Source organism: Streptomyces canus (genome assembly GCF_030815415.1).
GTDB lineage: Bacteria > Actinomycetota > Actinomycetes > Streptomycetales > Streptomycetaceae > Streptomyces > Streptomyces canus_F.
The window spans coordinates 6,174,326-6,196,098 of the sequence record NZ_JAUSWW010000001.1 but is presented as its reverse complement, the minus strand read 5'-3'; the positions used below and the strand labels follow the sequence as shown (position 1 = coordinate 6,196,098).

The window sequence follows — 21,773 nt, the reverse complement described above, 5'->3', positions numbered from 1 at the left end:
CGAGCCGGAGCAGAAGGGGGAGAAGGGGTGCCGGACGACCGACGCGTGGCGGTCATCGGGATGGCGCTGAGGTTCCCGGGAGCGGGGACCGCCGAGCAGTACTGGCGTGACATCGAGGCGGGCGTCTCACACGTACGACGGTTCAGCCGGTCCGAGTTACGGTCCGCGGGAGCCTCCGAGGACCTCCTCGACGACCCGGACCTCGTCGGCGCCAGTGCGCTGCTGGACGGGGTCGACGGCTTCGACGCCGCGTTCTTCGGGATGACCGGGCGCGAGGCGGAGGTGACCGACCCGCAGCAGCGGCTGCTCCTGGAGTGCTGCCACCACGCCCTGGAGGACGGCGGTTACGCCGGCTCCGACGCCCGTATCGGGGTGTACGGCAGCGTCGGCTACCGGCTGTACTCGCTGCACAGCTATCTCGCCAACAACCTCGCGGACGTGCCGGGCGACGACTGGATCGCCCAGAAGCAGGTCCAGGTCGGCAACTATCCCGACTTCGCCGCCAACCGGGCCGCCTTCCGGCTCGGGCTGCGCGGCCCGGCGGTCAATGTCGCCACCGCCTGTTCCAGCGCCCTCGTCTCGGTCCATCTGGCCTGCCAGGCGCTCCTGGCGGGCGATGCCGAGCTGATGCTGGTGGGCTCGGCGGCCCTGCACGTCCCGCAGATCACCGGGCACCGGCACGTCAAGGGCTCCACGATCTCCCGGAGCGGCACGGTACGGGCCTTCGACGCGGACGCCGACGGCACGGTCGGCGGCAACGGGGTCGCGGCGGTCCTGCTGAAGCCGCTGGCCCGGGCGCTGGCCGACGGCGACACCGTGCACGCCGTCATCCTCGGCTCCGCCGTCACCAACGACGGTGACGACAAAGGGGGGTTCGCCGCGCCCGGCGTCGCCGGCCAGCGGGACGCGGTACTCGGCGCGCTGTCCCGGGCGGGCGTACCGGCCGACTCCCTCGGCTATCTGGAGGCGCACGGCACCGGCACGTTCAAGGGCGACCCGATCGAGTTCGCCGCGCTCACCGAGGCGTTCCGCGCGCATACGGACGGCACGGCCTTCTGCGCGCTGGGCTCCACCAAGCCCGCGATCGGCCACCTGGACAGCGCGGCGGGTCTGGCGGGGCTGATCAAGGCGATCCTGGTGCTGCGGCACGGGGTGATACCGCCCCTGGTGAACTTCACCCGCGCCAATCCCCTCCTCGCCCTGGAGAGCAGCCCGTTCGTCGTACCGACCCGGGCGACACCGTGGCCGAACGCCGGGGTCCGGCGGGCGGGGGTGCACTCCATCGGGATGGGCGGGACGAACGCACACGTGATCGTGGAGGAGGCGCCGGGGAGGGAGCTGGGGCGTGTGTCCGGGGACGCGCCGGGGAGGGCGCCGGGAGTCTTGTCCGGAGGCGGGGCGGGAGGCGTGGCCCAGGGCATGCCGGGAGGCGTGGCCACGGGTGTGCCGGGAGGCGTGGCCGGGAGCGCGCCAGGAGGCGGCGCCGGGCGGGGCGCGGAAGAGGTTCGCGGTGGGCGGGACGTGCCCGCGCTGCTGCCGCTGTCGGCTCGGACGCCGGAGGCACTGGCCGCGTATGCGCGGGCCTTCCGGGACGAGTTGGTCCGGCGTCCGGATCTCGCCCCCGCCGATCTGCTGACGACGACCGCGCTCGGCCGGCGCCATCTGCCCCACCGGCTGGTCGTCACCGCGCCCTTCGTCGAGGGGCTGGACGCGTTCCTCGCCGACGCGCCCGCCTACCGCGTCGACGGGCCGGGCACCTTCACCGGAACCGCCGACCGGCCCGTCTCCCCCGCCTTCCTCTTCAGCGGCCAGGGCACGGGAGGACCCGGCATGGCCGCCGCGCTCGCCGCGCGCTTCCCGGTCGTCGCCGAGGTGCTGCGGGAGTGCGCGCGGGTCTACGAGGAGGAGACGGGCGAGAAGGACTTCCTCGCCCGGATCACCGACGCGGGGAGGCCGTCGGGCGGGCGCGAGGACGACCCTGCCCGGGCCGCCGACGGGTCACGTATCACCCGCGGACCGGTCAGCTCCGACCCACTGAGCACCGCCGACCGGCAGGACACCTCCGACGAGCCCAGCGCCTCCGCCGGATCAAGGAGCCCCGTCGGGTCAGTCCAAGACGCTCCCACCGACCCGGGCGCGGAAGAAGCGCGGCGTCCCGGTCATCCCGGCCCGGTCGCCGAAGACCCTCACCGGGCCGCCCGAACCCCCGGTCCGGTCTCCGCACCTCCCACCCCCTGGGACACCGCCTTCGCGCAACCCGCCATCTTCGCCCTGCAAGTCGCCCAGCTGCGGCTCTGGCGGAGTTGGGGAGTGCGCCCCGGGTCGGTCGCCGGGCACAGTGTCGGGGAGTACGCGGCGCTGTGTGCCGCCGGGGCGCTGTCCCTGGCGGACGGCATGCGGCTGCTGTGCCGGCGGGGCCGGCTGATGCAGGACACGGCACCCGGCGCGATGCTCGCCGTCTTCGCCGATCGGGACCGGGTCCGGGAACTCGCCGCCGAGGTAGGGCGCGTGGAGCTCGCCGTGTCCAACGGGCCCGGACACCAGGTGCTGGCCGGGCCACCCGACGCCATCGCCGAAGCGCACCGCCGACTGACCGAGCAGGGCCTGACCGGCGCACCGCTTCCCGTGGACCGCGCCTTCCACAGCGCTCTCCTCGACCCGGTCCTCGACGAACTGCGCGCGGCCGCCGAGAAGGCCGAACTGCGGCCCGTGGAGATCGAGTTCGTCAGCGGTCTGGACGGTGTCGCCCATCCCCCGGGCTGGCTGCCCGACGCCGACCACCTCGTCCGCCAGGCCCGGCGCACCGCCGACTTCCATGCCGTACTGCGCACTCTGGCCCCCGTGGACGCCCTGCTGGAGCTCGGTCCGGACGCCACCCTGACCCGGCTGGCCCGGCGGGTGGTCCCGGACACCCTCTGCGTGCCCACGGGCGGCACCCCGGACGAGGTGTGGCGGGCCGCGGCCCGGCTGCACTGCGCCGGGGCGCCCCTCGACTGGGCCGCCCTGCTCGAAGGGTGCGGAGGCCGGCGTATCCCGCTGCCCACCTACCCCTTTGAGCACCGGTCGTACTGGGTCGGCCCACCACCGCCGCCCCCACCACGGCCGTACCCGCGCACGAACCCGCGAGAGAACCCGATGGGGAGAACGACGTGACCGACCAGGCAGTACTCAAGCGTGTACGCGAACTGACCGCACAGCACCTGGGATACGACCAGGACGGGCTGCGCGCCGGGGAGACCTACGTGGGGCTGGGCGCGGACTCCCTGCAACTGATCGGCATGCTGCGGCAGTTGGAGGGCGAGTTCGGGGTACGGCTGGCCGTGCGGGAACTGCTGGAGGACGCGGGATCACCGGAGTTGACGGCACGGCTCATCGCGGAACGCGTGGCACGGCCGGCACCGGAGCCACGGGCCGAGATCATCGACGTACGGCAGACACCTGAGCCGCGGAGGGCGGCACCCCAGGCACCCGAGGCACCCGAGGCACCCGAGGCACCCGGGCCAGCCGAGTACGCCAGTCGCGGCGAGGTCGCCGAGCTGCAGCGGCAGATCGACCTGCTGGCCGAGACGCAGGCCTCGTTGATCACCCAGCTCTCCGACGCCGTCGCCCTGCTCACCGCCGAGCGGGCCGCCCGATGAGCCCGGGCACGGCGGCGGACCGGGCCGCGGCACTGTCCCGCCGACTGGACGAGCAGCTCGCACGGGCACGGCAGGGCGCGGCGGATCCCGCACCCCCGGCACCCTCCGTCCACGGCCCCCGCGTCACCCTCCCCCACGACTCCGGCATGGCCGGCGCCGGTGCCACCGACACCCAGCGCACGCACGCCGCGGGCCTCGCCCGACGGCTCGCGGAACGCACCCGGGCCTCCAAGGAGCTGGCGCAGTCCCGGCGCTCGGTGCTCGCGGACAGCCGGGCCGTGGTCGGGTTCCGGCGTTCGACGAAGGAGACGCTGTACCCGCTCGCGGCCCGCGACGCACGCGGCGCGCACCTGACGGACATCGACGGGAACACGTACACCGACATCACGATGGGCTTCGGCTCCCTGCTCCTCGGCCATGAGCCGAGTTGTGTGACCGAGGCCGTGCGCGCACACCTGGACGGCGGCCTGCGGTTCGGGCCGCGTCCGGTCGAGGCGGGTGAGGTCGCCCAGTTGCTCGCCGAGTTCACCGGCATGGAACGCGTCGCGTTCGCGGCCTCCGGCACCGAGGCCAACTCCGCCGCGATCCGGCTCGCCCGCGCCGCCACCGGACGCGACCGGATCGTCATGTTCCGCGGCTCCTACCACGGTCACATCGACACCGTGCTCGGCCGCCCCGGACCGGGCGACGGCGCCGTCCCCGTCTCCCGTGGCATCCCCGACAGCGCCGTCGCGGAGCTGATCGTCCTGGAGTACGGCAGCCAGGAGGCCCTCACCACCATCGAGGCGCTCGGCGACCGTATCGCCGCGGTCCTCGTCGAGCCCGTGCAGTGCCGCAACCCCGCCCTGCGCCCGGTCGCCTTCCTGCGCGAGCTGCGCGAACTGACCCGGCGGCGCGGCATCGTGCTGCTCTTCGACGAGATGCTCACCGGCCTGCGCCCGCATCCGCGCGGCGCCCAGCACCACTTCGGTGTCGTGCCCGACCTCGCCACCTACGGCAAGGCACTCGGCAGCGGCTTCCCCGTCGGGGCGATCGCGGGCCGGGCCGACATCATGGACGGCGTCGACGGCGGATTCTGGCGGTACGGCGACGAGAGCCGCCCCACCGCCGAGACCACCTTCTTCGGCGGGACCTACCTTCAGCACCCGCTGTCCATGGCGGCGGCCAAGGCGGTCCTCACCCATCTCGCCGCCGAGGGGCCCGGCCTCCAGGAGCGGCTCAACGCCCGCACGGACGCCCTCGCCGACGACCTCAACCGGTTCTTCACCGACGAGGAATTCCCCCTGGAACTCTCCCACTTCGGGTCGATGTTCCGTTTCGTCCACCGCGCGGACATGGAACTGCTCTACCAGCACCTGCTGTTGCGCGGCATCTACGTCTGGGAGTGGCGCAGCTTCTATCTCTCCACCGCCCACACCGACACCGACACCGAGCGGGTCGCGGACGCGGTGAAGGGGTCCCTGCGGGAGCTGCGGCAGGCGGGCTTCTTCCCGACGTCCCGGCGCACCACCGCCCGGGTCCGGGCCGAACACCGCGCCAAACGGCCCGACTTCGGGGTGTACTTCTTCGGCGACTACCCCGACGCCGACAGCACCTCCGCCTACGACCGGCTCGTCGACACCGCCCGCTTCGCCGACGAACGCGGCTTCAGCTCCCTGTGGCTGCCCGAGCGGCACTTCCACTCCTTCGGCGGACTCTTCCCCAACCCGGCGGTCCTGGCCGCCTCGCTGGCCCGCGAGACCAGCCGGATCCGGCTCAACGCCGGGTCGGTGGTGCTGCCGCTGCACGATCCGGTGCGGGTCGCGGAGGAGTGGTCGGTCGTCGACAACCTCTCCGGCGGCCGGGTCGGCCTCGGCTGCGCCACCGGCTGGCACGCCCAGGACTTCGCACTCCACCCGGACCGTTTCGAGCGCCGCAAGGAGATCGCCTTCGCCCACCTCGACGACGTGACGACGCTGTGGCGCGGCGGTGCGGTACGGCGCGTCACCGGCGAGGGCGAGCCGGTCGACGTGACGATCCACCCACGTCCGGTGCAGGAGCTGCCGCCGATGTTCCTCGCCACCTCCGGGCGGCGTGCCTCGTACGAGGAGGCGGGGCGGCGCGGACTCGGGATCGTCACCAACCTGATGGGGCAGACCGTCGCCGAACTCGCCGACAACATCCGCCACTTCCGCAAGGCCCGCGAACAGCACGGCCTCGACCCCGACACCGGCCGGGTCACCGTCCTGCTCCACACCTACCTCGGCACGGACCACGCCACGGCCCGCGCGGAGGCGCTGGAGCCGATGAGCCGCTATCTGCGTTCCTCCCTCCAGATGCGGTCGGCGGCGAGCGCGCTGGGCGCCGGGCCCGAGGACGTGGCGACGGCGAGCGAGGACGACCTCGACTACCTCTTCCGCCGCGCCTACGACCGCTACTGCGACGAACGCGCCCTCATCGGCACACCCGAGAGCTGCGCCCCCCTCGTGAAAACCCTGCACGAGGCCGGCGTCGACGAAATCGCCGCCCTGGTGGACTTCGGCATACCGGCGGAACGGATGCGGGCGGGCTTGGAGAATTTGGACGCGTTGCGGCGGCGCACGTCGGGAGCGGCGCCGGGGGGCGTGGGGGCGGAGGGGGCTTTGCCGCCGAGCGCGGGGGTGGTGGAGGAGGCTTTGCGGCTGGGCGCGGGGGTGGTGGAGGAGGCTTTGCGGCCGGGCGCGGGGGTGGAGCAGGCGGGGCCGCCGGGCCGGAGCACGCAGAAGGCTGTGCCACCGAGCGCGGGCACGGCGGTGACAGTGCCGCCAGACGTGAGGGCGGCAGAGGCCGTCCTGCCGGACGCGGGCACGGTGGAGGAAGCGGTGCCGCCGGGCCGGAGCACGCAGAAGGCTGTGCCACCGAGCGCGGGCACGGCGGTGACAGTGCCGCCAGACGTGAGGGCGGCAGAGGCCGTCCTGCCGGACGCGGGCACGGTGGAGGAAGCGGTGCCGCCGGGCCGGAGCACGCAGAAGGCTGTGCCACCGGGCGCGGGCACGGCGGTGACAGTGCCGCCAGACGTGAGGGCGGCAGAGGCAGTCCTGCCGGGCCGGAGCACGCTGGAGGCTTTGCCGCCGAGTCGGAGCACCGACAAGACTGTGCCGCCGGACGTGAGCGCGGCAGAGGCCGTCCTGCCGGACGCGGGCACGGTGGAAGCTTTGCCGCCCAGCCGGAGCACCGACAAGACTGTGCCGCCGGACGTGAGCGCGGCAGAGGCCGTCCTGCCGGACGCGGGCACGGTGGAAGCTTTGCCGCCCAGCCGGAGCACCGACAAGACTGTGCCGCCAGGCGCGGACGCGGCGGACTCAGTGCCGCCGGGGGCGGGCGCGGCGGTGGCAGTGCCGCCAGGCGGGTGCGCAGTGGACGTGGTCGGGCGCGACTCCGCGAGTGCGCACCGCCGGGTCGTCGGCCGTCGGGGCTCTGCCGATGGCGTTGGTGGCCCGCCGGGGACGGTCCGGCGTGGTCCCGCGACCGACGCCCAGCGTCGGCTCTGGCTCGCCGCCCGGCTGATCGCCGATCCGGCCGCGTACAACGAGATCCAGTCCGTACGGCTGCGCGGCCCCCTTTCCGAGCGGGCGTTGCGCACGGCCGTGGCGGGGCTCGTCGAGTGGCACGCGGGCCTGCGGACGGTCTTCCGCGCGGCGGGCGACACGGTCGAGCAGGTCGTACGACCCGACCTGCGGCCGGAGTTGACGGTGACCGACGTCGACGGGCCGGAGGCGGTGGCCGCCGTTCTGCGGGAGGAGAGCGGACGGCCGTACGACCTCGCCGAGGGACCCCTGTTCACACCCCGGCTGCTGCGCCTCGCGGCGGACGACCATGTGCTGGTCCTCGGCCTGCACCACATCATCACGGACGCCCACTCGGCGGGGCTGCTCGCCGCGGACCTGGAGGAGCTGTACCGCGCGTCGGTGGAGGACCGGGACCCGGTGTTCGCGGCACCGGCGGGAACCACCCTGGACGAGCCGCGGGCCGCTCAGGCCCCTGCCCACCTGGATGAACCGGCGTCCGCCACACTCACCGGAACCGCCCCGATCGGGCCACAGACCGCTCACGCCCCTGCCCACCTGCACGAACCACAGCCCGGCCGCCACCCCAGCACCCCGGAGCAGCCACACCTACCGGCCTCGGATCACCGAGAACCGGCGTTCGTCACACCCACCGGAACCATCCCGACCGGCCCCCGGGCCGCTCACACCCCTCCCCACCCGAACGAACCACAGCCCGGCCACCACCCCACCACCCCGGACGGACCGCCGACCGGCTATGACCCCGCCGACCTGGAGTGGTGGCGCGGGTATCTCGACCCCCTGCCTCCCGCCCCCGCCCTGCCCACGGACCGGCCGCGTGGGCGTCGGGTCGCCGGGCGGGGGGCGGCCGAGGAGGTCTTCTGGGGTGCGGGTCGGGCCGGGCGGTTGCGGGAGTGGAGCGGGCGGCAGGGTGTGACGCTGTTCTCGACGTTGCTCACCGCCTGGCAGCTGGTGCTGCGGGAGCGGTCCGGGCAGGACGAGTTCGTGGTCGGATCGACTTTCGGGAGGCGCCGCCCCGGCACCGAGCACACCGTCGGCTTCCATGTCGCCGTACTCCCGCTGAAGGCGTCGCTCACCGACACGACCGGACTGCGGGACGCCGTACGGGCCACGCGGGACGCCCTGTTCGCCGCCGACGCGCACCAACACGTGGACGTGGACGCCCTGTTGGCTGCCGTCAACCCCGCCCCGGGGCATCCGCGCCCGCTGGTGACGGTGTCGGCGGATCTGGACGGCGCGCCCCTGTCCCGGCTCCGACTGCCCGGACTCACCACGGAGCAGATCCCCGGCGGCACCGAATCGGCCCCGTTGGAACTGGCGTTGGCGGCCCTGGACACCCGCGACGGACTACGGCTGCGGATCCGCTACGACGCCGATCTGTACGACGCGTCGACCGTACGGGGGCTGCTGGCCGACCTGGACCGGGTGCTGGAGGCCATGGCGGACGGACGGGCCGTGACGGTGGCGGACACCAAACCCGCCGCCGGCCCGGCAGCGAACCACCCGGAAGCGCCCGCCCCGCGCGAGTCCGAGACCCTGCGGACCCTGTGGTCGTCCGTCCTCGGTACCGACGACGTCTCCGACAGCGCCGACTTCTTCGACCTGGGCGGCAGTTCGATCGCCGCGATCCGGTTGCACAACCGGGTCCGGGACGCCCTCGGCGTCGAGTTCTCGCTGGCGGACTTCTTCGCGGAACCGACGCTCGGCGCGCTGATCCGGTCGCTGACGGGGAGCGGGACCGCCGAAGTCGCCGAAGTCGCCGGAGTCGCCGAGGACGTCGTGGACCGTGCCCCCGTCACCGAACAGCAGGCCCGGATGCTGGCCGCCCAGCCCGCCCTGCCCCGGCCGCAGGTCTACAACGTGCCGACGCGCATCCGTCTCACCGGCCCCGTCGACACGGACGCCCTGCGCACGGCCCTGACCGGGCTGGTGCGGCGCCATCACTCCCTGCGCACCCGGTATGTGCGGGACGGCGAGGGCGCCTGGTGGCAGGAGGTCGTGGACGTCGCCCCACCGCCCCTGCGGATCGTGGACTACAGCCGACTCCCCGCCGAACGGGCCGCGCAGCGCGCGGACCAGGCCTGCCGGGCGGCGGCCGACGAGCCCTTCGACCTGACCCGCCCGACCCTGCCCCGGCTCCGGCTGCTGCGGGTCGCGCCGGACGAGTGGGTGCTGATGTTCGTGGTGCACCACATCTGCACCGACGGCTGGTCCCACGGCGTACTCCTCGGCGAGCTGGCCGCCCTCTACACCGCCGCCGCGACCGGCACCGCCCCCACCCTGTCCGCGCCCTCGGCCCAGCCCGCCGACCACGCCCGCCGTCAGCTCGCACGCCGGGGCGGGACCGAACGGACCCGGCGGGCCGCGCACTTCGTCGACCACCTCACCGGCGTACCCACCCGCCTGGAGGTGCCCACGGACCGGCCCCGCTCCGGACACCTCAGCGGCGACGGCGACACCGTCCGCGCCCACGCCCCGGCCGAACTGCGGGGCAGGGTAGAGAGGTTCGCCGCGATCCACCGGGTGACGCCGTTCGCCGTGGCGGCCGCCGCGCTCGGCGTCACCGTGGCCCGGCTCTCCGGCCGGCGGGACCTGCTGGTGGGGGTGCCGTACGCCAACCGGGACGGCAGCGACACCGAGACGCTGGTGTCGCTGGTCTCCACGAACATGCCGGTCCGGATACGGGTCAAGCCCGAGGAGACCTGCGCCGAACTGGTCGCCCGCACCGGCTCGGAGACGCTGGCCGCCATGGCGAACGTGCTGCCGACGGCCGAGGTGTGGCAGGCGCTGCGGGAGGCGGGCGTGCGCGAGGTGCCCGAGGTGGTGTCGTGTCTGCTGGTCTTCCAGAACACCGACGACGTGGAGATCGAGATCCCCGGACTCGGGGTGGATGTGGACGACGTGGCGCCGCCGGCGGCGCGCACGGAGCTGACGTTCGGGCTGACACCGCGGCGCGATCCGTCGCTGGGCTACCGGGCGTATGTCGAATACTCGGCGGACCTGTGGGACAGGAAGTCGGCGGAGCGGATCCTCGGCTCCTACCTGTCCGCCCTCGACGACCTGTGCGCCGAACCCGGCCGTACGGTCGGCGAGTTGCTCGCCCCCACCACCTCCGGAGAGGCATAAGCGCATGACCAAGGCCATCGATCCCCTGCACAACGAGGACCTGCTCGCCTTCCTGGAAGCCGCCTCCTCGCCCTACCACGCGGTGGCGCAGGCCGTGCAGCGCCTGGAGAAGGCCGGCTTCGAAGAGCTGCGGGAGACCGACGAGTGGACCGGTCACAGCGGTGGCCGGTTCGTCGTACGGGGCGGCGCGCTGCTCGCCTGGTACGTCCCCGAGGGGGCGCCCGCGCACACACCGTTCCGGATCATCGGCGCACACACCGACTCCCCCAACCTTCGGGTCAAGCCGACCCCGGACACCGGCTCGGCCGGCTGGCGCCAGGTCGCCGTGGAGATCTACGGCGGGGTCCCGCTGAACACCTGGCTCGACCGCGACCTCGGAGTCTCCGGCCGGCTGACCCTGCGCGACGGCACGGCGAAGCTGGTCAAGATCGACGAACCTCTGTTGCGGGTACCGCAGTTGGCGATCCATCTCGACCGTACGGTGAACGAGGGCCTGTCCCTCGACCGGCAGCGCCAGCTCCAGCCGGTGTGGGCGCTGGGCCGGCCGGAGCCGGGTGCGCTGCTGCGCCGGATCGCGGCGGGCGCCGGGCTCGACCCGGCCGAGGTGCTCGGCTGGGACCTGATGCTGCACGACGTGCAGAAGCCCGGACTGCTGGGCGCCGACCGGGAGTTCCTGGTCTCGGCACGGCTGGACAACCTCGTCTCCGTGCACGCGGGCGCCGCCACGCTGGCCACCGTCGCGCAGTCCTGGCCGGGGGCCGCCGAATGTATCCCGGTCCTCGCCGCGTTCGACCACGAGGAGGTCGGCTCCGGCTCCGAGACCGGGGCGCAGGGCCCGCTGCTGGAACGCGTCCTGGGCCGGGTGGTGACCGCGCGGGGCGGGGGCGCCGAGGACTGGGCGCGGGCACTGGCGGGCACGGTCTGCGTCTCCTCCGACATGTCGCACGCGGTGCACCCCAACTACAGCGAGCGGCACGACCCGGACAACCATCCTTTGCCCAACGGCGGCCCGGTGATCAAGGTCAACGTCAATCAGCGGTACGCCACCGACGGCACCGGCTATGCCGCGTTCGCCGCCGCCGCGGACCGGGCCGAGGTGCCCTGGCAGCGGTTCGTGTCCAACAACGCCATGCCCTGCGGTACGTCGATCGGGCCGATCACCGCGGCCCGGCTGGGCGTGACGACGGTGGATGTGGGCGTGCCCGGACTGTCCATGCACTCCTCGCGCGAGCTGTGCGGGGCGGACGACCCCGGGTATCTGACCCGGGCGCTGACGGAGTTCGTCTCGGCGGGCTGAGCCGACCGACAAGAGGGGGCAGAAGGTGTCATCGAGGAATGTGACCCTGGCGGGGGCCGACCCCGAGCGGGCCGTACTGCGGGTGCTGATCGTGCCGCACGCCGGGGCGGGCGGGGCGAGCGGGCAGCCGTTCGCCGCGCACGCGCCGGACGACTGGCTGGTGGCGACGGCCCGGCTGCCCGGCCGCGAGTCCCGCGTCCGGGAGACCGGGCGTGATCTCGACGCCCTCACCGCGGACGTCACCGCCACGATCCGGGACCTGCCTGGCACGGCACCCCTGCTCGTGCTCGGCGTGTGCTCGGGCGCCGTGATCGCGCTGGAGGCGCTGCGACGTTCCGGGTCCGCCGGTGTCGCGGGCCTCGTCGTGGTGTCCCAGTGGGCGGTGAACGAGAAGCCCGACCCCGGCCGCCGTCTCCTGCGCGACGTCGACCCCGGCCGCGACCGTGCCGAAGTCCTGGACATCCTGCGGGACTTCGGCGGCGTACCGGACGCACTCGCCGCGAACGAGGAGATGCTCGGCCTGCTGCTGCCGGCGATCGTGGCGGACATCAGGGCCGTCGAGGACTACGTCTGCGAACCCTTCGACCCCGGCGTCCCCCTCCTGACCGTCTTCGGCGACGAGGACGAACTCTGCTCGGAGGAACGCACCGACGACTGGTCCCTCTTCGGCCCCCACACCCGCACGGTCTGGCTACCGGGCCACCACCTGCTCCTGGTGGACGAGCCGGAGGCCCTGGCGACGGCTGTGGCGGAGAACCTCGACCACTGGGGTCTCGTGTGACGCGGGTGACGAGTACGGCGGATACGGCTGGTACGGCTGGTACGGCGGCGGATACGGCTGGTACGGCGGACATGGCGGGTTCGGCAGGCGCGGCGGACACGACGGTCGCGGCAGGTGCGACGGGCACGGCGATCTCGGCGGACGCAGCGAACTCGCCGGACGCGGCCAGCACGGCGGGCTCGGACGGCACGGCGAGTTCAGCGGGCACAGGCGGCACGGCAGGCACGGCAGGCGCGGCGGACACAGGCGGCACGGCAGACGCCGCAGGCTCGGGCGGCACAACGGGTTCGGCGGACGCGGCAGGCGGGGCGGACACGACGGTCGCGGCAGGTGCGACGGGCACGGCGATCTCGGCGGACGCAGCGAACTCGCCGGACGCGGCCAGCACGGCGGGCTCGGACGGCACGGCGAGTTCAGCGGGCACAGGCGGCACGGCAGGCACGGCAGGCGCGGCGGACACAGGCGGCTCGGCGGACGCCGCGGGCTCGGGCGGCACAACGGGTTCGGCGGACGCGGCAGGCGCGGCGAGCAGCCTGGATGCCGCTGGTGCCGCCCACCGGATCGATGCGTTGCTGCTGGAGCGTCTGGGGCGGGACCCGAGTCGGACGGCCCTGGTCTGTGCCGATGGGGCCGCGGTGAGTGCTGGGGAGTTGCGGGAGCGGGTGCTGGTGGTGGCGGCCGCGCTGCGGGCCCGGGGGCTGGGGCCCGGCGACCGGGTGGCGGTCTATCACGAGCGGTCGGTCGGGTTCGTGGCGGCGGTGCTGGGCGTGGCCTGCGCGGGGGCGGCGCACGTGGCGTTCGACGTGGCCGATCCGCCCGCCCGCACGCTCGGCATGCTGGAGGACTGCGCGCCGCGCGCGGTGCTGACGAGCCGGGCCCTGCGCGACCGCCTCGACGGCTGTGCGGTCCCGCTGCTGACGGACGACGAGTACCGCACCGGACAGCCGGCACCGACACCGACTCCGGTGGACGGCTCCCCGGACGACCCCGTCGCGCTGATCTTCACGTCCGGCTCGACCGGCCGCCCCAAGGCGTCCCTGATCAGCCACCGCGCCCTGGTCTCCCGGATGAACGCGCTGCAGACCACGCACCCCATGACCGGGGACGACCGGCTCGTCCACCACACCACGTGCACCTTCGACATGTATCTCGCGGAGATCTACTGGCCGTTGTTCTCCGGCGCCACGCTCGTACTCTCCGCCCCCGGCGGACAGCGCGACGTCGACCACCTGGCGGCGCTGATCCGCGACCACCGCGTCACGACGATGTACTTCGGCGTGTCGCTGCTGGAACTGTTCCTGCTGGCCCGCGACGAGACCGAGCGCTACGACGGTCTGCGCCAGGTCCTGACCGGCGGCGAGCCGCTCCCCGCCGACCTGGTGCACCGCTTCCACGCCCGCTCCACGGCCTCCCTGACCAACCTCTACGGCCCCAGCGAGTGCACGATCCACTGCACCGCCTGGCCGTGCCCGCGCGACCCCGCCCTCGACACGGTCCTCATCGGCTCCGCCGTCCCGGACACCGAGCTGTGGGTCCTCGACGACGACGGCCGTCCGGTGCCCGAGGGCGAACCCGGCGAGCTGTACATCGGCGGCGCGGGCCTGGCCCTGGGCTATCTCGACCGCCCCGAACTGACCGCGGAACGCTTCCTCCAGTCACCCCCCGTGGCACCGGGCCGGCGGCTCTACCGCTCCGGCGACCTCGTACGGGCCCGGCCCGGCGGCGCGTTGGAGTTCCTCGGCAGGGCCGACCGGCAGGTGAAGATCCGCGGTGTCCGTGTCGAGCTCGGCGAGATCGAGTCGACGGCCCGGCGTTGCCCGGGGGTGCGGCAGGCGGTCGTGGTGGCACACGGCACGGGCCTGGAGAAAGCGCTGGCCGCGTTCGTAGTGCCCGAGGTGCCGTCCGCGCCGGCCGCCGAGCTGACGGCGTCGGTCCGCGAGGCCCTGCGCGGCTGGCTTCCGCCCACGATGGTCCCGGCGACCGTCGACCTCCTCGACGCCCTCCCGTTCACGCCGAACGGCAAGGTGGACCGCCTGCTGCTGGAGTCCCGGGCGGCCCGCGCCACACCGTCGCGCCCGGCGCCCGCACCGGACGCGGGGGACGCGGGGGCCGGGGAGCTGGGCGTCGAGGAGCTGGTGGCCGCCGTCTGGTGCGAGGCCCTCGGGCTGGACTCCGTGAAGCCCGATGACGACTTCTTCGACCTGGGCGGGAACTCGTACAAGGTGGTCGAGACCGTCACCCGGCTCAGGGAGCGGCTGGGCGCGGAGATCCCGCTGGCGGCCCTGCTGGAGGAGCCGACCGTGCGGGGGTTCGCCGAGGAGATACGGCGGGGCACGGGGCGTGCGTGACGCTCGGGCTCAGGGTGTGGTCGGCCGTTCCCGGAGCCGGGTCGTCACCCATGCCCCGACCAGGGCCACCGCCGCCATCGGCAGGAACACCGCGGCGAACGCGGCCGGGTGCGAGCCGGTGGCCTCCGTCGCCGTATGACTCACCGTGCCACCGCCCAGGGTTGGTTTCCCGAACAGGCTCGTCTTGAATGCTCCCCTCCCTGAAGGAGAAGGGATTCCTGGCTCAGGCTGCCGGGCGGAACAGCGTTCCGCCCGGTCTTATGCCCTCGGCACCAGCAGGGCTCAAACCCGCCCTGACAAGCATCACGCGCGCGGAGTTCTTGTCTCTGGGCGAGACGTGTCCGCACGCGGTGCAGCTGTAGGTACGTTCACCCAGCGGGAGTCGGTGCTTGGTTCTCGCACCGCACTGTCCGCAGTCCATCGTGGTGTACGCGGGATGTACTAGATGCACGATCCTGCCGTGCTTGCGGGCCATATGGAGCAGAGCCTGCTTGGCGGCGCCGATGCCGGCGTCTGCGGCCTTCTTCGCCATGGTCGACTTGGCCAGGAACCTGGGATCGAAGTCCTCCACGGCGAGGACGTCGTGGTCGGCCACGACCTGCTTCGCCCACTTGCGGGCGGTGTCCTCGCGTTGCCGGGTGATCTTCTTGTGGGCCTTGGCCCGCAGGTGTTTCGCCGCCTGGTAGCCCTTGGATGCGGGCTGTCCCTGCTCCGGTGTGCGGCGGGCCATCATCCGGTCGTACCGCGACAGCTTCGCCTTCGCCTTCTTGCCGTGCTCGGGGTGCGGCAGATCGCGGGCGTCACAGGTAGTGGTGGCGATCTCCGTCACGCCCCAGTCCACCCCGATCACCGCGCCCGTCCCGGGCAGCGGTTCGACGGCGGCGGGGACGACGAAGCTCGCGTACCAGTGGCCGAGGCTGTCCTGGTAGACGCGGACGCTGGACGGGGCGGCGGGCAGCGGACGCGACCACACCACGGTCAGCGCGATGCCGCCCGCCAGATGCAGCCGGCCATCGGTCCTTCAGCTGGAAGCCGCGCCGAGTGTAGTTCAGCGTCGGGTGCGTCTCGTGTTTCTTCTTGAAGCCAGGCATCCCGGCCCGCTGCCGCATCGGCAGCCGCTCCATGACGTCCTTGAGCGCCTTGGTACGGGACTTCCCGAAGTCCCGGATGATCTGCTGCTGGGGAACGCTGGAACCCACCCGCAGCCAGGGCGTTACGGCCCGTGCCCGGGTGAGCATCTTGTCCAGCTGGGCCGGACCACAGGTCCGCTTGGACTGCGGGTGGGCGACGTTGTGCTGATGGACGGCCTTCGACTTGGCCGCGGCCTCGTTCCAGATCCACCGGCACCGGTCCCACTCCGCGCCCAGGAGCGATGCAGCGCTGGCCGACACCCGCAACCGGTACGTGAAGCGGGCAAGCCCCGCCCCCTCACCACCTGTTGCCACCCTGGCCGCCATGCCCTCACCCCCGCCCGCACCGTTGTCGCGGTGACCCGCCCCTACTGATCAGCGACCGTACGAGCGAGGCCCGCACGCCTGCACCCATCTCCCACCACTATCACCCCCGCCAGCGATCACAGGTACGCATGTTCGCCTTTGGCCGGCTCCGCCGGGCCCTCGCAATCGGCGCTCCGCGCCGGGAACCAGGATGCGGCGACGCTCCGCGCCGCTGCCACAGGATGCGATTCCTCGCCTGGGGGTGGGAGCTCCCGTCGGGTGGCACCGGCGAGGACGAGGACCCCGCGGTCGCAGCCGCGCGCGAGTTCGAGGAAGAGACGGGTGGCGCCCGGGCCCCATGCAGCTACTGCTGTCGGTCGATCCCATGCCGGGCATCTCGACGAGCCATCGCCGCGTGTACTGGTCGGATCAGGCCGAGCGCATCGGTGAACCTCGCGACAGCTTCGAGTCAGCGCGCCGCGAGTGGGTGTCCCTGGAGAAGGTCCCCGAGTTGATCACGCGTGGCGAGGTCCGGTCGGCGAACGCGGTAGCCGCACTCCTGATGCTGCGCCACCTCCGGCTGACCTGACAGGGCAACAGCAAAGAGCCCCCTGCACGGCCTCTGTGGGCCGTGCAGGGGGCGTCTTCGTTCATGGGGTGAGGGCTTGGTAAAGCGCAACGGCCAGGGCGCCGAGCGCGGTGAGTGCCGCGAGAGACGGGAGCGGCCAGCGGCCCCTCTTCAGACTCTCGATCTCTGCACGGAGTTCGATAACGTCCTGGTTGGTGTCCTCGCGCAGCTGTTGCAGGTCCTGCCGGTTGCGGTTGGATTGCTCGACGAGCACGGAGAGAGATCCCTTGACCTCGGCGAAATTGGTGGCGACTGTCCCGCGGAGCTGCTCCAGCTCCACGGCCACGGACATCTCGGGCACCGTCATCTGCGGTCCCCGCCGAGGACGATGCGCTTGAGCGCGGCCAGGTCCTCGTTCATCGCGACCAGGTCCGCCCCGACCGTGCCGGGCACTGCCGATGTCTCGTACGCCGGCGGCCGCGCCCACCCGAGGAGAACCCCGGCTGCGAGTTGCAGGGGCTGGCGGGCGAGGCGTTCGGCGAGGAGCTCAAGGCCGCGGAACGCGCTGTAGTACGCGAGCGTAAGGGTCACACCCCGTCTTGACCCCTGTCGGGAGACGGTCCGACGCCAAGACCTTGGCCGTACGACCACCGACGGACTCCCCCGTTCATGAACGGCGTGTGGCAGTCCCGTTGCAGCCCCCGTGATTCCCTTGAGCCCCTTCCCGACGCCCCCGTACGGTCGTACCACCGAGTTCGGCACGGAGCACCACACTCCACCGACCCGGCCGTGTGCCCGAGTGGTTCAGGGACTCGCCTGCAAAGCGAGTTACGCGGGTTCGATTCCCGCCACGGCCTCCACCTGCCTCATCAGGCAAAATCGAAGGGCGGCACCCCCAGAGGGGTGCTGCCCTTCCGGCTCTCGTCTCAGTTGCCGCTGAGGTTGAAAGGGTGGGGTGACAGGGTTACGGGGGCTCCAGCCCCAGTCCGGTCCCGGCGATGAAGCCGTCGAGGATCTCTGGTCGGCGTTGGATGCTGCGTAAGCGGTTCTTCACGAGCGGGGTGAGGTCGTCGATCGCGCGGGGTGCAAGGTTGGCCAGGGACTTCTTCAGGTGGGCCCAGACGCCTTCGACGGGGTTGAGGTCGGGTGCGTAGGGCGGGAGCTTGACGATGGTGAGCCAGTCGCCGTTGCGGTCGCAGAACTCCCGCAGGGCTGTGGCGTGGTGGGTGCTGGCGTTGTCCCAGACCAGGATCAGAGGGGCACCATCGAGCTGCTGGTGTGCGGAGGTGATCAGTTCGGCGAACTCGCGGGCACGGAAGCCCTTCTTCTCGCCCGTGCGGCCTCGGTACGTCTGTGTCCGGTAGATCAGACGGGTCTCGCGGCCGGGTCTGACGCAGATCATCCCGGCCATCAGGACTCGGCCCGAACCTTTCCCAGTCACCTTGACCAGTGGAGTCCGGCCCCGCCTCGACCAGGTCCGGCCCTTGCCGGGCTTCAGGTCCTGCCCGGCCTCGTCCTCGAAGACTATCCACGCGCCCAGGAGTTGGGCCGACCTCTTACCCGTGACCACTGCTCCGTCCGCCACCGGGCGACGGCCCGTTCGTCCCGCTCTGCTGCCCGGTGCGTGGGCACTTGCGGCGACCAGCCCAGCCGGTGCAGCAGATACGACACCCCGCGCGGGGTGTACCGGTAGCCGAACAGGCGGTGGATCAGCTCCGCGACCCTGGCAAGGGTCCACCGCTGGTCCTCCATCCAGCCGTGCGCGGCCGGGCCGGCCTCCAACTCGACCTGCAGGCGTTCTGCCTGGCCGTCGCTGAGCTGACACGGGAAGCCGCCCGCCCCCTTGGACACCAGAGCCGCTCTGCCACCCTGACGCCAGGCAGCGTGCCAGGCGTACGCCGACTTCCGCGACACCCGTAACCGGCGGGCCACCTCCGGCGGCCGCACCCCTTGCTCGAACATCTCTGCGGCCTCGAAGCGCACCGCTTCACGCTTCGCCCGCCCCGCGGCGGTCAGACCACCGCCATCCGCGTACCTCATGACGAGGATGTAGCACCGCCAACGCCCGCTGTCACCCCACCCTTTCAACCTCAGCGTCTCAGTTACCAGAGCATATAGACCCTTCTTCCGCCTACTGCGGACCGAGTTCGGGCGATCTGCACGCCTGACGGCCTGGCTGGGTATGCCTCTACGCACGATGAGCACAGCGACAGGGGGGCTTATGACTCAGAGGCCATGGCACCAAAAGACGTTCACACGAGTCACGGCAGGCATTGCGATCACATTTATACTGACGCTAACTCCCTTCCTAATCCTGAAAATTGCACCCTCGGGAACAGACTGGGGGAAGCTCAGCGAGATAAGTCAAATCTACGCCGCTTTTCTGTCGGCAGTCGCTGTCTTGGGCGTTGCTATCGCATTGGCGTACCAGGCCCGGCAAACAACGCTCGCCCACGTAGAAGCGGCCCGCGTCTTCCACAGGGAACTCACGCTTATGTCCTTGAACGACCCCACGCTTATGGCCTGCTGGGCACCGGCCTTCACGACTCTTACACTGAAAGAAGCACGGCAGGTAATCTTTGTGAACTTGATCGTCAGTGAGTGGTTTTCCCAATACCGGCTGCACCAGTACACCGATGAGGCGCTACTGGTTCTCTTCCTAAGGCACTTCCGAGGCGAAGTGGCTCGGAAGCACTGGGAATTAAGCAGAGGTCCGCGACGAAATATGTATGAAGCGCAGGGAAACTCACGAGGGATACAGTTCGTCTCGATAGTAGATAAAGCATTCACACAGGCCGCTACTGAAGGGCCTGCAACCCCAGCCAGTGCGTATTTCGCAGCCGATCAATAGCCTTCTGGTCTGTGTCTGGTCGAATGCAGACACAGACCGGAAGGGGATCAGCGACTAGTTCTCACCTTCCTGCCGGGTCTCGCCCGGATTCCAGATAAGCCCGCCAACCTGCCTCGCGACGTCGGCCCGCACAGCGTCCACCATGTGTTGATACCGCGCAGCCATGGCCGTGGTCGACCAACCCATGAGACCCATGACGGCGCGCTCGGGGACACCGAGGATGAGCAGGACCGTGGCGGCCGTGTGGCGCGCGTCGTGCAGCCGACCGTCCCGCACCTTCGCCTCAGCCAAAAGATCCTTCCACTCAGTCCAGTCACGACGGTGGGACGGGCTACGGCCATACTCATCGGGGAAGACCAGGCCGTTCTCCTCCCAGCGTTTCCCGGCCGCCCCCCTCTCTGCGTCCTGAGCCTTGAGGTGCGCACGGAGTAGGTCAACGAGCTGTTCGGGGAGACCGACCGCGCGGCGGCCGGCGCGCGACTTGGTGACAGTCAGTTCCGGGTTGGTCCGTCGCTTCTGCGGGCAGTACCCGGCGGCCTTGCGTCCGCAGGGCTCGGAGCATCCGTGGGCGCATTGCGGCCGGTGGCGGCTACGGCGGACCACGAGGAATCCACCGCCAAGGTCCACGTCCGCCCAGTGCAAGCCCAGCACCTCGCCTTGACGCAGACCGAGCGCGAGGGCGACGGCCCACCGTGCGGAGTTGCGGTGCTGGTCAGCGGCTTTCAACAGGCGCTGGACCTTCCGTGACGGGGTTGTCCCCAACCATCCACCCGCCGCCGGCCACGGACGCACCGCACGCGGTCGCGGCAGCGTCGATGAGGGCACGCTCGGGCTTTCGCACCCCCATGGCGTGAGGCGGCAGGAGCGGCAGTACGCCAAATCGGGCGGTCAGACCGCAACCGGCGGGAACGGCGCGGCATGCGCCTCTGGCCCGTCGGCGCCGTCCTCGCGTTGGCCTTCGCTGCGGCGATTCTCGTAGCTTGCCTGGTGTTCTTCGCCGGATGGCACCTGCTCGGCACCCGAGGGCTCAAGCCCGGGCGTGGCATCGGGCCTACCGGGTGACGTCCACTACTCACACCCGACAGTCCGGTTGGCAATTACGATCTCGCACATGCCTCCACACCCTCACCTTCCCGCTGTCATCAACGCCGCCAACGCCTTATCCGCCGGGCTAAAAAACCCTTCGCTGCTGGTGGGTCTTCACCGCGACATCGACGGCTTGACCGGGAAGGACGGCAAGTCGCTCGGGCGCTCGACGAAGCAGTACGCCCTGCGGTGGGGAATCTTCACGATGTCCTACGCGGCCATCGAAGCCTTCTTCAACGACGTCCTTGCCCTCGATCCGTCCCGGACGCGGCATCTTCCGCTCAACCCGGACAAGCTCCGCCACGTCGGGCACCAGCAGGCGGTCCGGCTCTTCTCCAACGACTGGGGAGTCCGTACGAGAATTCTGGGCAACGCCCCCGGGAACCGATCGCGTTGGAAGGCTTACGTCGGCACCCAAGAGGTGCAGCTGTACCTCGCCGACATGAAGAACCTCCGTGACATCCTGAGCCACGGCGGGGACCCATACGCGGTGTCGAATCGCTCCGGAGCGTTGTGGCCCCTGAAGAGCGGCGGGCACTCGATGCGCCTCATGGGCGCTGAAGGCTTCATCCAAGCGTGCTGCGACCTCGCCTCGCAGACCGTGCTCGCCTACGGTGGGGACTCTGCCGACCTTCCCGAGTGGCCAGAGCCTGAGCGCTCGGGGCTCTCCGCGGAACGGCGTCCGTCGCTGCCGCTGTTGGACTGATCACTTCCGCCCGGCTACCTGCTCCATCGCTCACCGTTGTCCAGCGCACTGACGGACGCCGCTGTCCGCTGCTGTACACGGCCCCCCTCTGACCTGCCGAGCGAACACCTATGAACGGCTCCGAACAGCCATACGCACAGTTGGAAAGCGTGTTGGGGGCAGCCCTCGCGAGTGCAACTCTCACATCCTCCGCTGGCCCAGACGCCCGGGCCGTGTTCACTTTCGGAGTCCCGTTCGTCCGTCTCACTTTCCGCTCGTTCGTCGCCGTACACGGCTGTTCGGACCCGTACGCCGAGTCTTTCGGGTCCAGCATCCGTACGGGTCTGAACAGCGCCGAACCCGTTCGGATCGCGCCCTTGCCAGCCCTGACAAACCTGCAAAGCGAGTTACG

The 21,773-nt window shown here is 71.7% G+C and carries 13 protein-coding genes, 1 tRNA gene and 3 pseudogenes; 11 read left to right on the top strand and 6 right to left on the bottom strand.

Features of this window, described 5'->3' with window-relative positions:
• The first annotated feature begins 27 nt into the window (after positions 1-27).
• The 6 genes from QF037_RS28690 to QF037_RS28665 all read left to right on the top strand — a co-directional run bounded on the left by QF037_RS28690 (position 28) and on the right by QF037_RS28665 (position 14,735).
• Entirely contained in the window at positions 28-3,153 is a 3,126-nt protein-coding gene (locus tag QF037_RS28690) for a type I polyketide synthase (RefSeq protein WP_307030040.1), read from the top strand.
• A complete protein-coding gene (locus tag QF037_RS28685) occupies positions 3,150-3,638 on the top strand; it encodes an acyl carrier protein (RefSeq protein WP_307030038.1) in 489 nt (162 codons plus the stop codon). Before QF037_RS28690 ends, QF037_RS28685 begins: the two co-directional genes overlap by 4 nt.
• Positions 3,635-10,309, top strand: coding sequence for a MupA/Atu3671 family FMN-dependent luciferase-like monooxygenase (locus QF037_RS28680; protein WP_307030036.1), 6,675 nt, complete (start codon positions 3,635-3,637; stop codon positions 10,307-10,309). Before QF037_RS28685 ends, QF037_RS28680 begins: the two co-directional genes overlap by 4 nt.
• Positions 10,310-10,313: 4 nt before the next feature.
• Positions 10,314-11,606: a M18 family aminopeptidase gene (locus tag QF037_RS28675; protein WP_307030034.1), complete on the top strand. Its 1,293-nt coding sequence runs from the start codon at positions 10,314-10,316 to the stop codon at positions 11,604-11,606.
• A gap of 40 nt (positions 11,607-11,646) precedes the next feature.
• Positions 11,647-12,387: a thioesterase II family protein gene (locus QF037_RS28670; RefSeq protein ID WP_307030032.1), complete on the top strand. Its 741-nt coding sequence runs from the start codon at positions 11,647-11,649 to the stop codon at positions 12,385-12,387.
• A 71-nt stretch (positions 12,388-12,458) separates the two neighbouring features.
• Positions 12,459-14,735, top strand: a complete 2,277-nt coding sequence (locus QF037_RS28665) for a non-ribosomal peptide synthetase (protein ID WP_307030031.1) — start codon at positions 12,459-12,461, stop codon at positions 14,733-14,735.
• A 9-nt stretch (positions 14,736-14,744) separates the two neighbouring features.
• On the opposite strand, the gene QF037_RS28660 is transcribed toward QF037_RS28665, so the two are convergent.
• Both QF037_RS28660 and QF037_RS28655 read right to left on the bottom strand, forming a co-directional pair.
• Positions 14,745-14,879 carry a hypothetical protein gene (locus tag QF037_RS28660; protein WP_307030030.1) on the bottom strand — a complete coding sequence of 45 codons (135 nt, stop codon included), beginning with the start codon at positions 14,877-14,879 and terminating at the stop codon, positions 14,745-14,747.
• Between the two features lie 79 nt (positions 14,880-14,958).
• Positions 14,959-16,192 (bottom strand): annotated as a pseudogene (locus tag QF037_RS28655) (RNA-guided endonuclease InsQ/TnpB family protein).
• Positions 16,193-16,320: 128 nt separating this feature from the next.
• Here QF037_RS28655 and QF037_RS51055 point away from each other — a divergent pair.
• Positions 16,321-16,479 (top strand): annotated as a pseudogene (locus QF037_RS51055) (hypothetical protein); the annotation flags it as partial.
• 50 nt (positions 16,480-16,529) lie between these two features.
• Positions 16,530-16,760 (top strand): hypothetical protein, encoded by a 231-nt coding sequence (locus tag QF037_RS28650; RefSeq protein ID WP_307030028.1) that lies wholly within the window; start codon positions 16,530-16,532, stop codon positions 16,758-16,760.
• 61 nt (positions 16,761-16,821) lie between these two features.
• On the opposite strand, the gene QF037_RS28645 is transcribed toward QF037_RS28650, so the two are convergent.
• Positions 16,822-17,106: a hypothetical protein gene (locus tag QF037_RS28645; RefSeq protein WP_307030026.1), complete on the bottom strand. Its 285-nt coding sequence runs from the start codon at positions 17,104-17,106 to the stop codon at positions 16,822-16,824.
• Positions 17,103-17,330, bottom strand: coding sequence for a hypothetical protein (locus tag QF037_RS28640; protein WP_307030024.1), 228 nt, complete (start codon positions 17,328-17,330; stop codon positions 17,103-17,105). The genes QF037_RS28645 and QF037_RS28640 overlap by 4 nt, the downstream gene beginning before the upstream one ends.
• Before the next feature lie 194 nt (positions 17,331-17,524).
• Here QF037_RS28640 and QF037_RS28635 point away from each other — a divergent pair.
• Positions 17,525-17,599, top strand: a tRNA-Cys gene (locus tag QF037_RS28635).
• 104 nt (positions 17,600-17,703) lie between these two features.
• Here QF037_RS28635 and QF037_RS51495 read toward each other — a convergent pair.
• A protein-coding gene (locus QF037_RS51495) for an IS630 family transposase (protein WP_444972119.1) occupies positions 17,704-18,779 on the bottom strand; the annotation gives its coding sequence in 2 pieces (ribosomal slippage) (positions 17,704-18,320 and positions 18,320-18,779; 1,077 coding nt in all).
• 142 nt (positions 18,780-18,921) lie between these two features.
• Here QF037_RS51495 and QF037_RS51050 point away from each other — a divergent pair.
• The gene (locus tag QF037_RS51050; protein WP_373463827.1) at positions 18,922-19,590 is read left to right on the top strand and encodes a DUF6082 family protein; all 669 of its coding nucleotides are present in this window, start codon (positions 18,922-18,924) and stop codon (positions 19,588-19,590) included.
• Between the two features lie 54 nt (positions 19,591-19,644).
• On the opposite strand, the pseudogene QF037_RS28620 reads toward QF037_RS51050, so the two are convergent.
• Positions 19,645-20,334, bottom strand: a pseudogene (locus QF037_RS28620) (tyrosine-type recombinase/integrase); the annotation flags it as partial.
• Between the two features lie 367 nt (positions 20,335-20,701).
• Here QF037_RS28620 and QF037_RS28615 point away from each other — a divergent pair.
• Entirely contained in the window at positions 20,702-21,382 is a 681-nt protein-coding gene (locus QF037_RS28615; protein ID WP_307030019.1) for a hypothetical protein, read from the top strand.
• Positions 21,383-21,773: the final 391 nt, after the last annotated feature.